Origin of the sequence: Oleiharenicola sp. Vm1 (assembly GCF_047777955.1) — a bacterium.
Taxonomy (GTDB): domain Bacteria; phylum Verrucomicrobiota; class Verrucomicrobiia; order Opitutales; family Opitutaceae; genus Didemnitutus.
Genome location: NZ_CP180537.1, coordinates 3,941,704 through 3,956,713 on the forward strand (window position 1 = coordinate 3,941,704; position 15,010 = coordinate 3,956,713).

Below are 15,010 nucleotides of genomic sequence, written 5' to 3' on the forward strand. Positions count from 1 at the left end.
GATGGCGGAGTTCGCCCGCCCGGTTGTCCTAGGTTGACGGACCGTCCGCTCGCTCGGCAATCTACCCTTCGCTCGAACATGTTCACCCGCGCCGCCGCCTTTCCCCGGTCGCTCACCTGCACCCGTGCCGCGCGCACCGACTGACCATGCGCCCGTCACGTCTCGCTGCCTGGATGATTTTTCTCGCGCTCGTCAGCTGGACGCTCTGGCTGCGCTGGCCTGGCCTGGCCCACCGCGTCTGGAACGTCGACGAGGCGATCCACTCCGCCATCGCGGACCGGCTGCTCGCCGGCGGCGTCCTCTACCGCGACGCCATCGACCAGCGCACGCCGCTGTCCTACTACGCCGTGGCCGGCCTCTATGCGGTGGCTGGGCGGGGCAACATCCTCGCCTTGCACGTCTTCACCGCATTGCTTGTCGCCGGCACGGCGTTCCTGCTCTGGCGGCTGGGCCGCGCGTGGCGTCATTCCGCGACCGGCGCCTGGGCGGCGGGCCTCTACGCCACGCTCGCCAGCTCGCTGCTCTATCGGGGCGACGCGAACGCCTTCAACACCGAGTGGCTGGTCACGCTGTTCACGACGGGCGCCGCCCTGGCCTTCGCCCGCGCGCGGGCGACGTCCGGCAACCGCGGACTGGTGGTCTGCGGCGCGCTGCTCGGCTTGGCATTTCTTTCCAAGCAACCGGCGCTGCTTGACGCCGCGGCACCGGTGCTGGCACTCGCCTACCTCGCGTGGCACCGACGCGACGAGCGCCCGTCACTGCCGGTCCGCTTCGCCGCCCTGACCGCGGGCTGGGCGACACCCGTCGGCCTGACCGCGGTCTATTTTGCCGCGCACGGCGCACTGCGCGACGCGGTCTACTACGCCTGGAGCTACAACGTCTCGATCTACGGCCCGGAGATTTCCACCCGCGCCCGTCTGGCGAGCGCCTGGCAGCTCTGGCACATGCTGCAGGACGGTGCCCCCGCCCTCCTTGGAGCCCTGCTGGTCGCGGCGGCACTCATTGCCTTTCGCCTCCTACAACGCACGCCGCGCGCTGACGAGGAGCGCGATCACGCTTTCCACGCCTACGTTGGGGCCTGGGCGGTGACCTCGCTCGCCGGCGCAATTTCGGGAGGACGCGGCTTCGACCACTATTTCGTGCAGACGCTGCCGGCGCTGTGCCTGCTGGCCGGCTGGATGCTCGACTGGGTGGCACGCGTCGCCCTCGCCCCGCACGGCCGCCCCGCCCTGCGGCTGGTGGCCGCGCTCGTGCTCGCCACCACGCTGCTCACGCTCGGAACCGGCGCGCTGCAACAGCGGGGACAAACGCTCCCGCCGGACACCTCCGTGCGTCCGGCGGCCTTCATTGCACGCGCCACTCCGCCGGCAGAGACGATCTTCGTCTGGGGCTACCAACCCGAGTTTTATCTTTTCGCCGGCCGCGCGCCGGCCTCGCGTTTCGTCTATGCCTCCTTTCTCACCGGCATGGTGCCATGGACGAACGTCGCCCTCGAGCGCGACACCAGCTACGCAATCGTGCCGGGCGCGATGGACACGCTCCTGGCGGAGCTCGACGCACGGCCTCCAACGTTCTTCGTCGATTGCAGCGCCGGCCCGAATCGCTTCTGGCAAAAATATCCGCTGGCGAAGTTCCCCGCCCTCAAAACGTTTGTCGACGCTCACTACCTCCTTGTGGATCCCGATCTCTACCGCGGCCTGGGCTACGATCTCTACCTGCTGCGCGACGACGCGCGCCGTTTCGCCGGGGCAAGACCAAGACGCGGGCCGCGCGCTCAGCTCGAGGCCCCAACCTGGTTCGGTCCGTCAACGTTCACCAGCCAAGCCTCGACCGTGACCCTCGTGGGCGCCAGTTCCAACGCTCAGCTTGCCGGCCTGCAGCTGCTCGTCGACGGACAGGTATTCGCCGGCGTTTCATTCGCCCCACTCGACGCGCTCAAGGTCACGGTGCCGGTTCGCTTCGATCCCCATGCGGGCACGCGCCACACGTTCCAAGTCCGGGCCATCGGCGCCGACGGCACAACCGTGGAGAGCCCGCAGGCAACAATTGCCGTCAATGAAGGCCGCCTCCCCGACGCGTCCGCCGCCCCGTTCGTGCTCCCGCGCCTGACAACGCCGGTCCCGCCGCTCTTCGTGCAGACCCCCTACGGCGCCAATGTCGACGAGAGCGACGGTCGGGCGATTTATTTCGCGCACGCCCCCTCCACCCTTGCGTATGCGCTCCCGGAGGGTGCGCGCGCCGTGCGGGGCGGGTTCGGTTTTCGCGACGCCGCCTTCGCACCGGACAACCGGACGCCCACCGACGGCGCGGAGTTTCGCGTCGACCTGGTCGCCCCCAGCGGAGCGCGGCATGCGCTCTTCTCATGCCTGCTCCGGCCGACCACGATCGCTGCGGACCGTGGCGTGCACCCCCTTTTCGTGTCCTTGCCGGCCGCCGCAGCGGGCAGCCGGCTCGAGTTCGTGATCACCGCCGGACCGAACGACAACGCCGCAACCGACTGGACGTTTTGGACCGACCTGCGGATCGAAACTTCCCGCTAGACGCCATCGGCCCGGCGCGGCATCCCTGTTGGCTCGATGGAACCTGTTCCAGCCCCTTCTCCCACCCGCGCGGATCGCTTCGCACGCGCCCTGTTTTTCGTCGTCCTGTTTGTCTCGATCTTCACGTATCCGAACAAGCCGATCGCCGAGCTCGATGCGTCGTGGCGCATGGTGCTCACGCAGGGGCTGGTCGACGGCTGGCAATTCGGCCGCGACTTGGTGTTCACCTATGGGCCGCTCGGGCTGCTGATGGGCAACACCTACTCGGGCGTCACGTTCTGGCCGTTCATCCTCTGGCAGTTCGCCAGCGCCCTGATCTTCGCAGCCGTGATCTACCGGCAGGGCATGCGCCTCACCGGCTACGCGCGCGCCATCTATTGGGTCGTGACGATCCTGGTCGGCGTCAGCTACATCGACTCGCTGCTCATGGTCATCCTGGCGCTGCTGGGCTGCGAGATGATCCGCGGGGCCGACCGGCCGGCCCGCTTCTGGACGATTGGCACGCTGCTGCTCTTTGCCGTGCTTGCGGCGATCAAGTTCACCAACCTCATGCTTGCGGCGTTCATCGTGCTCGTGGCGAGCGCGCTCGATGTTGCGCAAAAACGCCCCGGCGAGGCCGGGCGTAAGCTCCTCTGGTTTTTCGGCTCGTTCGCGCTGATCTGGGTGCTCTGTCGCCAGAGCCTGCTCAACCTACCCGCCTACCTCCGCTATTCACTGGAGATCAGCTCCGGCTACGAGCAGACGATGGGGCTGCCTACCCCCCCCGAGCCCCTGTGGAAAGGTCTCGCCGTGCTCGCCGTGCTCGTGGTCTATGCCGTGCTCCACGTGCTCGGCAGCGCCGACCGCCGGCGCGGTCTCGCCGGCGCGGCAATCCTCGGTGCTTTCATCTACCTGAACTGGAAACACGGCTTTGTCCGGGCTGATGGGCACATGATCGGTTTCTTCATCTGTGCGCTTGTGCCGATCACGGCATTCCCCGCGCTGCTCGACGACGCCCCGCGCTTCCGCCGGATCCAGCGCTGGCTGCTCGTGCCCGCCGGATTCCTGTGCGTGATCGGCCTCGAGGATGCCCTGCCGGGCATGGCGCGCGCCTCGCTCAGCCTGTTCCAAAACCGCGTCTGGGCAAACTGCTACAATACCGCGCACTTCCCCGAATGGCTGCTCTCCTACCGCGACGCCCTCCGCGGCATGCGCGCCGAGAATGACCTGCCCAAGACCCGTGCCGTCGTCGGCAACGCCACGATCGACGTTTTCGGCTACAATCAGTCGCTCGCGCTGTTCAATCGTTTCAACTATCGCCCGCGCCCAGTCATCCAGAGCTACTCCGCCTACACCCCCGCACTCGCGCAGCTCAACGCCGACTACTACGCCTCGGACCACGCGCCCACCTACGTCCTCTTCCGCCTCGAGACGATCGATGATCGCTACCTGATGCTCGACGACTCGCGCGCCCTTTTTGTCTTCCTCCACCGTTACGAGTTCATCCATTCGGAGAAGAACTACCAGCTTTGGCGCCGCCTGCCCCAGCCGTTCGACTGGTCGCGGGTCGCCCCTCGCCTCGCCCGCACGTTCGACGTCGCCCCCGGACAGCCGATCGATCTCACCGACTTCCACGCACAGCCGCTCTGGATCGTCATTGACCTGCCCCGCTCCCTGCTCGGCCGCGTGCGCGACTTCTTCTATAAGCCGCCGATCGTCCGCGTTGGCTTCAAAGACACCAAGGGCAACTCCACCAGCTACCGCATGCCGCTGCCGCTCGCGCGCACGGGCTTCATCGTCAATCCGATGATTGAGGACATCGTGAGCTTCATGCGCTTCGCTGGCGGCACCCCCGAGCGCTACGCGGCTCAGGTCTCCGTAGAAATCGATGCGGCCGACCGAAAGTTCTTCGCCGACACCGCGCAAGTCACGTTGAGCACGATCCATGGCAGCGGTAACGGTGGCGACTATTTCCTCGAGGCCGAGAAGACACGCTTCCACATGTTCAAGACCGTGCCGCTCACCTACGAGGCGCAGACGCCCGTTTCCGAGGCCATCATCGACGGCACGCCGGTCATGGTCATGCACGCCCGCAGCGAGATGACTTTCAATATCAAGGCCGGCAGCACGCGCGTCAGCGGAGGATTCGGCATGCTGCCCGGCACCTACACCAAGGGCGGCAATTCCGACGGCGCCGAGTTCGCCGTCTACTGGTCCAACGGCGGCGAACGCGTCGAGCTGTTCAAGCGTTTCCTCGACCCGATGCACCAGATGCGGGACCGCGGCCTTCAGCGTTTCGACATTGCACTGCCGCCGCAGCCCGGCGGCCGCCTCTTTCTGGTGGTGAAGCCCGGACCCAACAACAACCACTCGTGGGACTGGACTGCCTGGACCGACATCGAGATCAAGTGAACACCGCCCGCGAAAGCCCCCTCACCGCGCTCGGCTCGCTCCGCCGACATTGGTGGGTTTGGGTCGCCGCGGCGCTGGCCCTGGCTAAGCTCGCACTTCTCCGCGCCCAGCCGATCTACGCCATCGGCAACGCCATTCACGACGACCAGCTCTTTCTCAAGCTGGCGCGCTCCATCGCCGACGGACAGTGGCTCGGACCCTACGACAACCTCACTCTGGCGAAGGGCCCCGTCTATCCCGCCTTCGTCGCGTTGAACCATTTCCTCGGCCTGCCGCTGCGCTTCACGGAGGAACTTGTCTACATCGCCGCGTGCGCGCTCGCTGTCCGCGCCCTGCGCCCGCTCGCGTTGGCCGGCTGGGCGTGCCTGCTGGTCTTTGCCACACTGCTGGTCAATCCGCTGACCTACGAGGGCCAGGAAATGACGCGGATCCTACGCCAGCACCTCACCGTGCCGTTCGCCCTCCTCGTGTGCGCCGCACTCGTCGGCCTCGCACTGCGACGCGACCGCGGCTTCGTCGCGCGGCTACCATGGGCGCTGCTTTTCGGCCTGACGCTCGGCCTGTTCTGGCTGACCCGGGAGGAGGGCATCTGGATCCTCGGCATGGTGGCCTTCCTCTCCGCGCTGGCCTTCAGCCCGCTCGCGATCGGCCCCGCCCGCGGCCGCACGCTCGCTCTCCTGCTCAGCGCTGTCGCGGCCGCCGCCGCGCCCTACCTGACCGTCGCCTCGCTCAACGAGCGTCATTACGGCTGGTTCGGACCTTCCGAGTTTCACGCCCGGGACTTTCGCGACGCCTACGGAGCACTCGTGCGCGTGCGGGTCGGCCCGCAGTATCCTTACATCGCGGTCACGCGCGAAGCGCGCGAGGCAATCTACTCCGTCAGCCCGGCCTTTGCTGAACTGCGTCCCTTCCTCGAGGGCAAGATCGGCTACGACTGGGCGGACGGCACCGCCTTCCACCGCGAGGAGCGGCAGATCGCCGCCGGCTGGTTCATGTGGGCGTTCCGCGACGCCGTGGCCGCCGCCGGGCACTACAGCAGTGCGCGCGAAGCGCTCGCCTTCTATCGCCGCATCGCCGACGAGGTGAATCGTGCGTGCGACCAAGGCCGGATCCCTGCCCGCGGCCCGCGCTCCGGCTTCGCCCCGCCGTGGCACCCCGAGCACGCCGCCGCGATAAGACATGGCGTGCCGCTCTTCCTGCGCGGTGCCTTCGACTTTTCCGGCTTCGAACCTAATCCCCCGGAAAGCATCGGAACCGACGACGAGGTGCGGATCTTCCGCGACATCACCCATGATCGCATCAGCCCTGCGCCACGAGCCACCTACATCGAGCTGCCCGCGCAGCGCCGGCTCGATGCCGCCAAGCTCGACCTGCTCCGCTGGCTGGGCCGCAATATCGGACCATGGCTTACCAGCCTCATCGTGCTGGCGCACTTGGCCGCTTTCGTCCGCTTCGTGCAGCTCGTGCGCGCGCGGCAGTTCTCCTGGCCGTTTGCGTTCGCCGTCGGCGCGTGGGCGGGCGGCGCGGGGAGCTCGCGCTCAACATCCTCGTCCACACGACTGCGTTCCCGAACTTCTATGCCGCGGCCTACGCGCCGGCGTTCCCGCTGCTGCTCTTCTTCGCCCTGCTGGTCGCCATCGATGCCGCGCGCGCCTGGCATGCGCCGGTGGCGACGACCGCTCGGCGCACCCGCGAGCTCCTTGCCCGCTTCCCGGGCGCAACGTGGGCGACCGGCCTCGGCCTGATCGTCTTCGGCAGCCGTCTGCGTGAGGTGGCGCTGCACGCGGGCGACGCACCATTCCTCGACCAGTGGAAAGTCGAGGCGCAGCAGATCATCGGGCCCTGGCTGCGTGGCGAGCTCGGCCCAAGCGCCTTCTTCGCGCCTCATCACGAGCACATCCCCCTCTGGACGCGCCTGCTCACCTGGTTCGAGGTCGCGGGTTTCGACACTTGGGCCCCTCGGCTACAGATGGTGCTCAACGCCGCTTTTCACGCCCTCTGGGCGGCATTGCTCGGCGACTGGCTCCGGCGGCATCTCGGTGCCTTCGCTACACTGCTCGCTACCGCGCTCGTGTTAGCCACCGCCTGCCTGCCGCACGCCTGGGAGAATATTACCTGGGGCTTCCAGTCCCAGTTTCCCCTGGCGCTGCTGAGCCTGTTTGTATTCGTCCGTGACTCGTTCGCGCAGGCCCCCGGCTCGCGCCGCTGGTGGCTCGCCCAGGCCGCGGGTCTCGCCGGGCTGTTCACGCTCGGGAGTTTCTGGGCTGCGCCGCTCCTGGTCGCGCTCGTGCATCTCTGGACCGCACCGCGCGCGCGCCGCGACTGGCTCGTGCCCCTCGTGCTCGCCGGGCTTGGTGCACTGCTGATGCTCGGCGCGACGCGGTCGCAGCCACACGAGGGCGCCCTCGCACTCCAGGCGACCGGCGTGCGCGAGTTTTTGCACGCATGGCTTTTTCAGCTCGGCTGGCCCAGTGCCGCGCCGGCCGCCGCCGTCCTGCTCAACCTCCCCTCTTCGCTTGGGCGTTGCGGCTGCGCCGTGCCGCTTCAGCTTCCGCCTTCGACCGCACGCTGCTGGTGCTCGGCCTATGGTCCGTGGCCCAGGCTGCTGGACTCGCCTATGCGCGCGGCGCCGGCGGCGCGGATTTCGTTTCGCGCTACAGCGACCTGTTCGCGGCCGGTGTCATCGCCAACGGCGTGATCGCCCTCCGCCTCGCCGGCGCGCGATGGTTTTGGGTGCCCCTGGCCCTCGCCTGGGGCACCGTCGCCGCGGTCGGCCTCCACTCGGTGAATACCACCGGGCACGCCCACTATTTCCACGAACACAGCGCCGGGCGCGCGGCATTCCGGGAAAGCGCCATCACCGCCTACCTCCGCAACCACAATTCCCAGGCACTCGTCAGCGATGAGGGTCGCGGCCTCGTCTATCCCGACCCCGCGACCGTCACCCGCCTGCTCGACGATCCGCGTTTCGTGCGGCTGCTGCCCGATCGCATCACGCTGGCGAGCCGCGCGCCGGGCCCCGGCGCTGGACTGGCGGAGCAATGGAAACTGTGGCTCGCACTCGGCGGTCTGCTCGCTCTCGCCGCGCTCACCGACCGCCCCGCTTCCTCTCCGGCCACCGCCCTGCCTGCGGGCGCCTCGCCGCTGGTGCCTTGCGCGCTGCTCTCGGCCGGTGCGCTGGGCGCTGTCCTCCTGTGGCCGCGCCCCTGGGCGTGGCGCCAATCCGAGCGCTGGGAAAACCTCCTCTATCCGACGACCGCGCTGCGCGATTTGCGCTACGAGTTCGTTACAGCCACCACCTACCCTATCGACCGCCTCGACGGCGCGGCCAACCTTGCGCCGGAGTCGTTGCGGAATCTCTTCGTCGGCACGCACCTCGACGGCCCGGATTTCACCGGCACCGCGCGCAGCCAGCCGTTCACGCTTGAATCCCCTGGCTCGTGGTGCCTGTCGCTGGCTTTCCGGCCGCGCCGGGCAACGCGCTCGATCTGGTCGTGGACGGCGGCGGCGCGGGCACCGCTGCCACCCTGCGCTGCGAGATGCCACCTCCGCGCGATATCGGGTTCTGGCTGGTCGAAGTCGGCCCGTGGCGCGGCCGCACCGCGCGACTCGTGCTCCGCGACGGTCGCCCTGGCGACCAAGGCTGGCTCGCCGTGGCCCCGCCACAACCAACGACGGACGCCGCTGCCGCCCGAAGCCTCGCCGAGGCGTGGGAGGCCGAGCGCACGATCGCGGCACGCACGACGTTCCTCGCCGCACTGGTCGTGGGTCTTGCCGGAGTCGCCATCACCCTTGTGTCCGCCCGCCGCCGTTCCTAATCCCCAGCGCCTCGACCGGGTTTCGGCTGGCCAGCCGCCTAGAGGAGCGTAGGTTGAGCTTTCATTTTCCCATGGCCAAGACCCTCCTCGTCACCGGTTCCTCGGGCCTCATCGGCTCGGAGGTCTGCGTTTATTTCGCCGCCCAGGGCTACACCGTGCACGGCGTCGACAACAACCAGCGCGCCGTCTTCTTCGGCCCGCAGGGTGACACCCGCTGGAACCAGCAGCGCCTGGCCTCGCAGCTCAAGGGCTTCCAGCACCACGAGCTCGACATCCGCGACCGCGCCGGCGTGCTCGCCCTCGTCAAGCAACTCAAGCCCTCGGTCATCGTCCACACCGCCGCCCAGCCCTCGCACGACCGCGCGGCCGCGATCCCCTTCGACGACTTCGACACCAACGCCGTCGGCACGCTCAACCTCCTCGAGGCCGCCCGCCAGGCCTGCCCCGAGTCGCCCTTCGTGCACATGAGCACGAACAAGGTCTACGGCGACGCGCCCAACTCCATCCAACTCGCCGAACTCGAGACGCGCTGGGACTACGCCGACCCCGCCTACGCCCACGGCATCGCCGAGACGTTCACCATCGACCAGTCGAAGCACTCGCTCTTCGGCGCGTCGAAGGTCGCCGCCGACGTCATGGTCCAGGAATACGGTCGCTACTTCAATATGCCCACCTGCGCGCTGCGCGGCGGCTGCCTCACCGGCCCGAACCACAGCGGCGTCGAGCTCCACGGCTTCCTCAGCTACCTCGTGAAGTGCAACCTCGAGGGCCGCGAATACCGCGTTTTCGGCTACAAGGGCAAACAGGTCCGCGACAACATCCACTCCCTCGACGTCGCGCGCTTCATGGCCGCCTTCGTCGCCGCCCCGCGCGCCGGCGAGGTCTACAACCTCGGCGGCGGCAAGGCCAACTCCTGCTCCATCCTCGAGGCCTTCCAGATCGCGGAAAAATTCTCCGGCCGGAAACAGGTCTACACCTACGTCGACCAGAACCGCGCCGGCGACCACATCTGCTATTACTCGGACCTGCGCAAGATGCGCGCCCACTACCCGGGCTGGGACCTCTCCGTCAGCCTCGAAGAGACCATCCGCCAGATCGTCGAGGCCTGGAAACAGCGCCCAAAAAGCAACTGAACCGCCGGCTGCCGTCGTCCTGCCCGGGGCCACGGGACATGACGACGGCCGGCACCCCGGCCATGAAAAAAATTCGGTCCGCACTAGCGGGTTTGGCCACCGCGGCTGTCGTTCCCGGCAGCCGTGCCTCCCGCTGCCACCGAACGCTCCGTCTACACCTCCGCCACTGCCGCGCCGGCGCTGGCCGAGTGCATCGCCATGTCTGAGCCGCCGGAACCCCGCCGCGACTTCGCCGGGCTCTACCGCGCCACGGTCGCGCCGCTGCGCCGCTACCTCGCCCGCCTGCTGCACAACGAGTCCGAGGCGGAGGACGTCGCCCACGACGCCTACCTGCGCGTCTACCCGACCGTCCAGCGCGACGCCGCCGAGAAACCCGAGGCCCTGCTCTACACGACCGCGCGCCGCCTCGCCATCAACCGCCTGAAACGCCGCGCCATCTCGCCCATCGCCCCCGGCGAGGCAGCGATCGACCGCACCGCCGCCGCCCAGCCCGGCGTCGCGCAACAGGTCATCGCCCGCCAGGAACTCGCCCGCCTCGAGGCCGCCATCGCGCGCCTCCCGGAGGGCTGCCGCACCGTGCTCCTCCTCCGCAAGGTCGAACTGCTCTCGCACCAGGAGATCGCCGACCGCCTCGGCATCGCCATCAGCACGGTCGAAAAGCAGCACGCGCGCGCCCTGCGCCTCCTCCGCGCCGCCCTGAACGACTCTCCACCCGCCGCCAACGCCTCCGCCGTCACCCCGGAGGGCGTGTCATGAACCCGCACCCCGAAAAATCCGCTCCCGCGGCCGACGCCCAGGCCGCCCTGTGGGCCGCCAGGCTCGACGGCTCCGTCCTCACCGCCGCCGACCGCCGCGCGCTCGACGCCTGGCTCGCCGCCGACCCGGCGCACCGCGGCCTGCTGTCCGCCTACTGCCAATTTTCCGCCGACCTCGAGCAGCAGTTGCCGTTGCTGGCAGGCATCCAGGACCCGGCGGCGGAAACCGACCGCGAGCTTACGACTGCCCGTCCGCGCCCCTGGTCGTCCCGGCCGCTGTGGGTCGGGGCGATGCTGACCGCGGCCGCGGCAGTCGTGGCGTTCGTCCTCTGGCCCGCGCCGGCCCCCACCCCGGCCGAGGAAGTCGCCACGCCCGCCGGCCAGCGCCGCGAACTCACGCTCGCCGACGGCTCGCACGTCGAGCTCGACGCCGCCACGCAGCTCTCCGTCGCCCTCGCCCGCGACGCACGCCACGTGCGGCTCGCCGCCGGCCAGGCCTTCTTCTCCGTCGCCAAGGATCCGGCGCGCCCGTTCATCGTCGACACGCCCGCCGGCACCGTCCGCGTCACCGGCACCCAGTTCGCCGTCCGCGCGGCCGACGGCGCCGCCTTCGCCGTCACCGTGCGCGAGGGCTCCGTGCAGGTCCGTCCCGCCGGCGCCGCCGCGCCGCTGGTCCTGCAGCCGCGCGACCAGTTCGCCGCCGGCACCGTGCGCGCGCTCACGGAGCGGCAGCTCGACGACGCGCTCGCCTGGCGCCGCGGCCAGGTCGTCTTCGACGGCACCCCGCTGCCCGAGGCGCTGGCGCGCTTCGCCCGCCACCACGGCATCACGATCACCACCGCCCCCGACCTCGACCACCTCAAGGTCGGCGGCCGCTTCCGCCTCGACGACCTCGACGGCTTCTTCGCCGCCCTGCGCGAAACCTGGCCCGGACTCACCATCACCCGCGACGCGCAAGGCCGCATGCACGTCGCCCGCCAGACCGGGCGCTGACCGCATGGTTCGCCGCCCCGTCGCCCGCCTCCGCCGCGTCCTGATTTTCGCCGCGCTCGCCACGGCGCTCGCCGCGGCGCCGGTCGATTTCAACCTCCCCGCCCAACCCGCCGCGGACGCGCTGCTGGAGTTCTCGCGCCAGGCCGGGCTCGACGTCCTCTACCCGTTCGACGAGCTGCGCGCCGTCCGCGCCAACGCCGTCGCCGGCACCCTCGAGCCCGACGACGCGCTCGCCCGCCTCCTCGCCGGCACGGGCTACGCCGCCCGCCGCTACCGCGGGGACAAATACGTCGTCCGCTCCGCACGGCAGGCGACCGGCTCCCTCACCGGCCGCCTCCTCCTCGCGCACGGCGAGCCCGCCGCCGGCGTCGCGGTCGCCATCGCCGGCACGCGCCTCGCCGCCGTCACCGACGCCGCGGGCCGGTTCAGCTTCGCCGCGGTGCCGCCGGGCCGGCACCAGCTCTTCGCCCAGGCCGCCGGCTGGCACCCGCTGCGCATCGACAACGTCGAGGTCGAGGCCGGCCGCATCTCCCAGCTCGAGGAGCAGCGCTTCCAGCCGGTGCGCGAGCTCGAGACCCTCGAGCCCTACGTCGTGCAGGGCCGCTCCGCGCGCCTGCGCCCGCTCGACGACAGCGCCGCCCTGCTCGGCCCGCGCCGCGCCACCGGCAATCTCGACCTCCCGCGCGGCGAGAACGACGCCCTCCCCTTCACCATCTACACGCGCGAGCAGATCACCCGCAGCGGCGTCGTGGCGCTGAACGAGTTTCTCCAGCGCGCCATCCTCGAGGGCGACGCCGCCACCCGTCCGCCCGAGCAGAGCGGCTCGTTCGACCCGAACCAGGGGCTCGCCGGCAGCACCAACCTCAAGCTCCGCGGCTACGGCGAGAACGAGACCGTCATCCTCATCAACGGCCGCCGCCTGCCCGAGGTGCAGACCAGCATCGGCCCGACCCAGCCCGCCGACGTCAACTTCATCCCCTCTCGCTCATCCAGCAGGTCGAGGTGCTGCCCGCCTCCGCCTCCGCCATCTACAGCGGCAACCCGGTCGGCGGCGTCATCAACATCGTGCTGCGCCCCGACGTGAACGCCACCGAGCTCAACGCCACCTACACGAACGCCGCGGCCGGCTACGACGCGGCGCAGACCTCCGTCTCGCTCCAGCACGGCCAGTCGCTCCTCGACCACCGGCTGCGCCTGCGCCTCAACGCCGTGCGCACCTCGGTCGAGCCGCCGACCGAGGCGGAGCTGGGCTACCGCCGCCGCCACGACGCCACCCGCACGATCGCGGACGACTCCTCTATCGCGCCACGCCCAACGTGCGCAGCGCCGACGGCTCGGCGCTGTTCGGCCCCGGCAGCGCCAGCTTCACCTCCGTCGCGCCCGGCGCCGACGGCACCGGCGGCCTTGCGGCGTTCCGCGGCCGCGCCGGCGTCTCCCAACGCGACTTCTACGACTCGCCCGCCGGCCTCTCCGCCTCGCCGCTCACGCTCGACTCGCCCTACGGCCGCCGGCAGCGCCGCGAGGCATTCTTCGGCTCGGTCACCTACGACCCCTGGCCGTGGCTGCAGCTCGGCCTCGACGCCACGCATTCGCGCACGGTGACGAACCGTGGCCTCGACGTGCTCACCGGCAACCTCACCCTCGCCGCCGGCTCGCCGCTCAACCCCTTCGGTCGGGACGTGGCCATCACGCTCGTCGAGACCGCCCCCGAGCTCGGCGAAAACTACAGCGAGGCGCGCATCGACTTCACCTCCGCCGTCGGCGGCCTCCTGCTCCGCCTGCCGCGCGACTGGCGCGTCTCCGCCGACGCGCAGGTCTCGCGCAACATCGTCAAATACCGCGGCCTGTCCGCCGCCAATCCGGATCGCTGGCAGGCCCTCGTCGACCAGGGCCTCTACAACCCCCTGCGCGACACGCAACGCTTCGCGCCGCCGCCGGCGTTCTACGACTCCGTGCTCGTCTACCGCGGCGGCCGGGGCCGCTTCGTCACTCTCGGCGACTACCGCACGCTCGACGTCTCCGCACGCGTCTCGAACCAGGAACTCACCCTGCCCACCGGCCGCGCCAGCATGATCGCGGGCGCCGACTACCGCCGGCTCCAGCTGGCGGATTACCTCGAGGAAAGCCTCTACGCCGACGGCACGCGCGCGGCCGACCCGATCGTCCGCACCGGCCGCCGGATCGAACGCTACAGCTTCTTCGCCGAGGGGCAGGCCCCCGTCGTGCCGCGCCGCTGGCTGCCGCACTGGCTGCACCAGGTCGAGACCGACGTCGCCGTCCGCTACATCGCCTCCGACCAGACGAACGAGGTGAACACCGTGCCGACGCTCGGCCTGAAGGCGGATTTCGCCGGCGGCCTGACCTTCCGCGGCAGCGTGACCTCGTCCAAGCGCTTCCCCGCCCCGCTGCTCAGCCGCGCCAGCGCCCTGCCCGGCGGCCCCGACGGAGGCGGCGTCAACCAGCAGCTCATCACCGACCCGCGCCGCAACCACGAGGTCTACCTCGCCCAGGTCGTCGACAACGTGAACCTGTTCCTCGCCCCCGAGGACGCCCTCACGCAGACCGCCGGCCTGATCTTCGAGCGCGGCAACGAGCACCATTTCCGCGCCTCGCTCGACTTCATCGACACGCGCAAGACGAACGAGATGCTGCCGCTCGACGTCGACCAGACCCTCGCCCTCGAATCGCTCATCCCCGAACGCATCGAGCGTGGCACGCCGGGGCCGGGCGAGACCGTCGGCCGCGTCACGCGCCTCGTCATCGGCAACATCAACGCCTCCTCACGCCACTCGCAGAACTGGACGCTCGCCCTCGACTACGCCTGGACCGGGCTCTGCGGCGGCACGCTCGAGACGCGCGCGCGCGTGCTCTACTACCAGCGCTACGAGCGCCAGGTCTCCGCCACGGCCCCGGTCGTCGACCAGCTCAACCACCCCGACGGCACGGCGCCCGGCCTGCTGCGCTACCGCGCGAATTTCGGCGCCGGCTGGTCGAACCGCACCTACGGTTTCGGCTTCGACGGGCAGTATTTCCACTCCCGCCTGCTCCCGCTCGCCGACCGCGCGCTCCAGGGCGACGATCGGGTCCGCCCCTACTGGCAGTTCGACGCCTACGCCCAGGCGGACCTCATCCGCCTGCTGAAGCTGCGGACGAAACGCTACGGCCTGCGCGCCCAGGCGCGCGTGAACAACCTCTCCGGCTTCGACTACCCGAAATACGTCAAGGACGACGCCTCCGCCGGCGTGCAACCCTACGGCGACTGGCGCGGCCGCACCTACTCTCTCTCCGTCACCGCGACCTTCTGAGTCTTCCGCCGGGGAATTTTCTTCCGGCGAGTAGCGGATCGGGGCGATGGCGTTGTCATCTGCGATGTGCGGCCC

Annotated in this window: 10 protein-coding genes; all 10 read left to right on the forward strand. The window is 70.0% G+C overall.

All coding sequences use genetic code 11. The annotated features are described in order from the left end of the window. The first annotated feature begins 146 nt into the window (after positions 1–146). Positions 147–2,540, forward strand: coding sequence for an ArnT family glycosyltransferase (locus ACMYLB_RS18940; RefSeq protein WP_415908502.1), 2,394 nt, complete (start codon positions 147–149; stop codon positions 2,538–2,540). Positions 2,541–2,576: 36 nt separating this feature from the next. Continuing rightward, positions 2,577–4,931 (forward strand): hypothetical protein, encoded by a 2,355-nt coding sequence (locus tag ACMYLB_RS18945; RefSeq protein WP_415908503.1) that lies wholly within the window; start codon positions 2,577–2,579, stop codon positions 4,929–4,931. Continuing rightward, positions 4,928–6,676, forward strand: a complete 1,749-nt coding sequence (locus ACMYLB_RS18950) for a hypothetical protein (RefSeq protein WP_415908504.1) — start codon at positions 4,928–4,930, stop codon at positions 6,674–6,676. Before ACMYLB_RS18945 ends, ACMYLB_RS18950 begins: the two co-directional genes overlap by 4 nt. After that, the gene (locus ACMYLB_RS18955) at positions 6,598–7,629 is read left to right on the forward strand and encodes a hypothetical protein (RefSeq protein WP_415908505.1); all 1,032 of its coding nucleotides are present in this window, start codon (positions 6,598–6,600) and stop codon (positions 7,627–7,629) included. Before ACMYLB_RS18950 ends, ACMYLB_RS18955 begins: the two co-directional genes overlap by 79 nt. After that, positions 7,524–8,801: a hypothetical protein gene (locus tag ACMYLB_RS18960; protein WP_415908506.1), complete on the forward strand. Its 1,278-nt coding sequence runs from the start codon at positions 7,524–7,526 to the stop codon at positions 8,799–8,801. The genes ACMYLB_RS18955 and ACMYLB_RS18960 overlap by 106 nt, the downstream gene beginning before the upstream one ends. Before the next feature lie 19 nt (positions 8,802–8,820). After that, a complete protein-coding gene (locus ACMYLB_RS18965) occupies positions 8,821–9,882 on the forward strand; it encodes an NAD-dependent epimerase/dehydratase family protein (RefSeq protein ID WP_415908507.1) in 1,062 nt (353 codons plus the stop codon). A 123-nt stretch (positions 9,883–10,005) separates the two neighbouring features. Next, positions 10,006–10,638 (forward strand): RNA polymerase sigma factor, encoded by a 633-nt coding sequence (locus ACMYLB_RS18970; protein ID WP_415908508.1) that lies wholly within the window; start codon positions 10,006–10,008, stop codon positions 10,636–10,638. Beyond that, positions 10,635–11,630 carry a FecR family protein gene (locus tag ACMYLB_RS18975; protein ID WP_415908509.1) on the forward strand — a complete coding sequence of 332 codons (996 nt, stop codon included), beginning with the start codon at positions 10,635–10,637 and terminating at the stop codon, positions 11,628–11,630. The genes ACMYLB_RS18970 and ACMYLB_RS18975 overlap by 4 nt, the downstream gene beginning before the upstream one ends. A 4-nt stretch (positions 11,631–11,634) precedes the next feature. Beyond that, complete coding sequence (locus tag ACMYLB_RS18980) at positions 11,635–12,714, forward strand: carboxypeptidase regulatory-like domain-containing protein (protein ID WP_415908510.1); 1,080 nt, start codon at positions 11,635–11,637, stop codon at positions 12,712–12,714. 232 nt (positions 12,715–12,946) lie between these two features. Then, positions 12,947–14,935 carry a TonB-dependent receptor gene (locus ACMYLB_RS18985; RefSeq protein WP_415908511.1) on the forward strand — a complete coding sequence of 663 codons (1,989 nt, stop codon included), beginning with the start codon at positions 12,947–12,949 and terminating at the stop codon, positions 14,933–14,935. Positions 14,936–15,010: the final 75 nt, after the last annotated feature.

Bases quoted from the DNA above. Each gene is read 5' to 3' on its own strand.
- ACMYLB_RS18980 (WP_415908510.1), top strand. From the start codon at position 11,635: ATGGTTCGCCGCCCCGTCGCCCGCCTCCGCCGCGTCCTGATTTTCGCC.
- ACMYLB_RS18975 (WP_415908509.1), top strand. From the start codon at position 10,635: ATGAACCCGCACCCCGAAAAATCCGCTCCCGCGGCCGACGCCCAGGCC.
- ACMYLB_RS18940 (WP_415908502.1), top strand. From the start codon at position 147: ATGCGCCCGTCACGTCTCGCTGCCTGGATGATTTTTCTCGCGCTCGTC.
- ACMYLB_RS18965 (WP_415908507.1), top strand. From the start codon at position 8,821: ATGGCCAAGACCCTCCTCGTCACCGGTTCCTCGGGCCTCATCGGCTCG.
- ACMYLB_RS18945 (WP_415908503.1), top strand. From the start codon at position 2,577: ATGGAACCTGTTCCAGCCCCTTCTCCCACCCGCGCGGATCGCTTCGCA.